The 3,905-nt window shown below is 41.8% G+C and carries 5 protein-coding genes; all 5 read right to left on the bottom strand.

The genetic code is table 11. The features are described 5' to 3' along the window. Positions 1 to 327: cell division protein (locus EHR06_RS05625; RefSeq protein ID WP_244288514.1), on the bottom strand; the 327-nt coding region annotated here is incomplete at its 3' end. Next, positions 324 to 1,391 (bottom strand): flagellar basal body P-ring protein FlgI, encoded by a 1,068-nt coding sequence (locus EHR06_RS05620; protein WP_135756111.1) that lies wholly within the window; start codon positions 1,389 to 1,391, stop codon positions 324 to 326. The genes EHR06_RS05625 and EHR06_RS05620, both read right to left, overlap by 4 nt. Beyond that, positions 1,388 to 2,053 (bottom strand): flagellar basal body L-ring protein FlgH, encoded by a 666-nt coding sequence (locus EHR06_RS05615; protein WP_135756110.1) that lies wholly within the window; start codon positions 2,051 to 2,053, stop codon positions 1,388 to 1,390. The genes EHR06_RS05620 and EHR06_RS05615 overlap by 4 nt, the downstream gene beginning before the upstream one ends. A gap of 1 nt (position 2,054) precedes the next feature. Next, positions 2,055 to 2,963 (bottom strand): flagellar basal body P-ring formation chaperone FlgA, encoded by a 909-nt coding sequence (gene flgA, locus EHR06_RS05610; protein ID WP_208757748.1) that lies wholly within the window; start codon positions 2,961 to 2,963, stop codon positions 2,055 to 2,057. Positions 2,964 to 2,968: 5 nt separating this feature from the next. Further along, a complete protein-coding gene (gene flgG, locus EHR06_RS05605) occupies positions 2,969 to 3,766 on the bottom strand; it encodes a flagellar basal-body rod protein FlgG (protein WP_008590869.1) in 798 nt (265 codons plus the stop codon). Between the last annotated feature and the right edge of the window lie 139 nt (positions 3,767 to 3,905).

The raw sequence follows: 3,905 nt of genomic DNA, 5'->3' as shown, positions 1-3,905 counted from the left end.
TCCGCCGTCTATAAGCCCGGATTTATGAACTGTGGATTTCATTTCTTTCAACATCATCTTAACGAAGATGGATTCGAATTCACCGGAAGCATCGAATAATTTTTTGCGATACGGGTCAGCGGCAATTTCCTCTTTGATATTATGAGGCATTCTCACTTCGGAAGAAGAAACTTTTCCTGATAAAGTATTATTAAATTCTTCTCTTAATTGATCCGGAAAACTTTGTCCAGGCTTGGTATTTTTTTCTTCACGTAAAAGCCTTTGGACTTCAGGTCTTTCGGTAAGATCCAATTTAGATCGATAGTCTTGTATTTTATCTATCATTATTGTATCTCCAGTTCCGCATGAAGAGCACCCGCCGCCTTCAATGCTTCTAAAATTGCTATAATATCTTTTGTGGAAGCTCCTACTTTATTCAATGCTTCCACTACATCGGAGACCTGAGTGGCCTCCTCTATCACGAAAGATTCTTTCGTAGGAGGTTTTTCTCCGCTGAGTCTTGTAGGTCTTCTATTCTTATCCGCAACGGAAAGACTTAAGCCGGATCTAGCGACCGCAACTTCATCGATTGTGATGTTTCCACCCATTACGATGACTCCGGATCTTTCGTTGATGACTACTTTTGCTCTTGGATTCGATTCTACAGTGATGTTTTCCAGATCGGAAAGAAGATTGAGTAAACCCGGAGACTTAGCGGAAAATCCGGCACCCACTTCTATAACTATCTCGGAAGGAGTTAAAGCTTGGATAGATTCCGCTTTTAATCCGAATTTTTCAGGAACGGTTTCTTTGATACGATTGATCACATTATTCATCAAGGAGAAGTCTTGGCTGTTCAAACGAATGACCACTCTTTGGTTGGAAAAAAAATCTTCTTTCAATTCCGTTTCTACGATTGCGCCTGCGTGGACTATTCCTACGGTTTTTTTAGAGGCTCTGCCTAAGCCTCCTGCGCTATTTTCTTTTCCGCCGAAAGAGATAACGCCGCTTGCAACCGCATAAATTTTATCATTCGCAGTTTTCAAAGGAGATTGGAGAAGAACTCCTCCTTCTAAAGACTTTGCGTCCCCGATGGAAGAAACAGTCACATCCAGTCTATCACCCTTACGAGCATAAGAAGGAATATTAGCGGTTATTAATACGGATGCTATATTTTTAGTTTGTTCCGGCTTAAGATTTGCATCCACTCCCAGGTTCTTGAGATAATTTTTCATACTCTCGGTGGTCATCGGGGTTTTAGAATCTCCAGTGCCGGGCAGACCGACTACGATCCCGTATCCGGTTATCTGATTATCCCTGATCCCTTCTATCTTAGCTAGGTCTTTTAAACGAACTTCCGCACCGGAAAGTGATACCGAGAATATTATAAAAAGTAAAATTGCTCTTTTCATCTGGACTCTCCCAATAAACGGTTCAACTGTTCCAGAATATATCTTTGTTTTTCTTCTTCAGATAGTTCCGCTTTAACGGTCACGGTTCCATCAGGGTTATTGATCGTTTTTAAAGTGATAGGAGGTTGTAAATTTTTAGGTTCAATTCTACCGGTGAACTGGATCTGCAGATCGGCAATACGATCCGCATCCACAGAGTTGTCTCTGGAAATAAACTCAGGAGATAATCTTCCAGTCAAAAGAACTTGAGAAGGTTCCCCATTATAAGTAGAAGAACGTTGTCCTTGTAATGTTAAAAGACCGGTATTTGTATCTATCGCCGTTACTACAGCAGTCAGATTTCCTTTTAGTTTACCTAAAGATTTGATCTTACCTTTATTCTTACGGACGATTGTGCGGTCCGTATTGTAAGCAGGATTATCAGGGATCACTTTTTTATCAGGCACAGCCTTGATAGTGATATTTTCATCCGCAGTGGATTCGATCTCGAACTCCGCAGTAAAACCTTCTTTCAATTTTACGAATATAGTAGTTCCTACTCTCAGATTTTGGCTTCTGGAGTAAGGATTTTTATCCTGCCATTGGGATAGATCCTGAGCAAAAAGCGCGATCATTCCGGATAAAAATAGAAGTGGAAGTATAAATTTCAAACTACGGATCATATCAATTCTCTAAAAGGACTGTGCCCTTCTCTACTACTCTTGCGGAAATTTTTCCTTCTTTGGAATGAGAAGAAACGTCTACTATTTCTCCAATATTACCGGAACTTAATGCTTTTGTCTTGGACTTTACTACCAGGTTTCCCTTAGTATAAACTAGGTTTACGTCCCCGCCTCTTTGCACGTCGAATAAGAACCTAAATTGTTTTTTGCGGAGAAGTTCCCCTGTTTGCAGATCCTTCAGTGCAGTGGAGCCTATATCCTTACCGGAAATCCCGTCCGTAAATGATTCTTCCATATAGACAGTTCTTTCTTCCAGATCGTCTGCCTGCAGTTTTTGTCCCTTGCGGATCTCTTTTTTGGCGAAGAGAGCATTCGTTCTTCTTTCCAATTTGAATTTGATCCTTTGGGTATGGACCTTTCTATTCTCGAAATAAAAGTCCAAAGAAGCTACAACTTGTCCGGGATGAATGACTTGAGGAAGTCCTGCCCATTTTAGTTCCACACCTTGGCTTGGAACAAATCTTTCCCCGCTCAAATAGGAAATTTTAAAATCACCTTCTCTGTCTTGAGGAAGTTTCAAAACTTCTTTTTTCAGGCTTTCTTCCAAGTCTTCCGGATCCAATTCGGAATCCAAAGGTAAAACTAAGGTTTCTTTTCCGGAAACCGGAATTCCTGCCAGAACATCCTTCAGGCTTTCCGGGCGAATAATAACAGGTGCATTCAGATTTTTTAATACAATCTTGTCTTTCATCCCGTCCGGAAGTTTTGCGATCTCTGAAAGTAAAACTTCCTTTTTTTGGGTGAGAAGTTTTCCTCGTAGATAGACCGCTTCCATTCCTTCTACCTTTTCCGAACCGGACACAAAAAGTCCGGTTAAGATGCAGAATAGGATGAAAGAACGGAAACTCATATTAATTAACGTTTCAGTCCGATCGCGGTAGATAACATATTATCGGAAGTTTGGATGGCTTTAGAGTTAGACTCGTAAGCTCTTTGAGCAACGATCATATTCACCATCTCTTCCACGATCTTCACGTTAGACATCTCCAAGAATCCCTGTAGAACATTCCCGAAACCTTCCATACCGGGAGTTCCAGGAATTTCAGGACCGGAAGCAACAGTCTCTTGGAATAAGTTTTTACCGATCGCCTGCAAACCCGCAGGGTTCACAAAACGATATAATTCCACCTGACCGATCACTGTAGGACGGATATCGGCTCCGATCTTTACGGTAACTTCTCCCTGCTCTGAGATCATCAAAGTGTTTAGGATCGCTCCCTCAGGAAGGATCAGAGGCGGCTCCAACAAATAACCGTTAGATGTTACTACTTGTTGATTAGAATCTATCTTATAAGAACCGTCGCGAGTGAATGCAAAACTTCCGTCAGGCATTTGGATCTTGAAAAATCCCATCTCGCTTGTGATCGCAAGGTCCAGTTTATTTCCAGTCGCTTGGAAAGAACCTATCTCGAATAATTTTTGGGAAGCAGCTGCCCTCACCCCGTGACCCACATTCACTCCTGTAGGAATTTCACTCACGGAAGTAGCAGGTGTTCCTGCCAAAACCATATGTTGGTAAACTAAATCCTCAAAATCCGCACGGTTCTTTTTAAAACCGGTGGTATTCACGTTTGCCAAGTTATTGGAAATTGTATCTATATGAAATTGCTGAGCGATCATTCCGGTCGCGGCAGTCCAAAGGGAACGCATCATTTGAGTTTATACCTCGATCCCTTTACCTATCGGCCATTCCCGAAAAATCCACAGAGCCAATTCAGGATTTTTGAGACAAAATACCGGTTTTTCGGTAGTTGGAGACACAGAGGTAGCAGAGGGCCATTCTCACGCAGAG

It is taken from the genome of Leptospira dzoumogneensis (assembly GCF_004770895.1).
In the GTDB taxonomy this organism is placed as follows: domain Bacteria; phylum Spirochaetota; class Leptospiria; order Leptospirales; family Leptospiraceae; genus Leptospira_B; species Leptospira_B dzoumogneensis.
This window is presented reverse-complemented; position numbering and strand designations above follow the sequence as displayed.

Bases quoted from the DNA above. Each gene is read 5' to 3' on its own strand.
- EHR06_RS05620 (WP_135756111.1), bottom strand. From the start codon at position 1,391: ATGAAAAGAGCAATTTTACTTTTTATAATATTCTCGGTATCACTTTCC.
- flgA (WP_208757748.1), bottom strand. From the start codon at position 2,963: ATGAGTTTCCGTTCTTTCATCCTATTCTGCATCTTAACCGGACTTTTT.
- flgG (WP_008590869.1), bottom strand. From the start codon at position 3,766: ATGATGCGTTCCCTTTGGACTGCCGCGACCGGAATGATCGCTCAGCAA.
- EHR06_RS05615 (WP_135756110.1), bottom strand. From the start codon at position 2,053: ATGATCCGTAGTTTGAAATTTATACTTCCACTTCTATTTTTATCCGGA.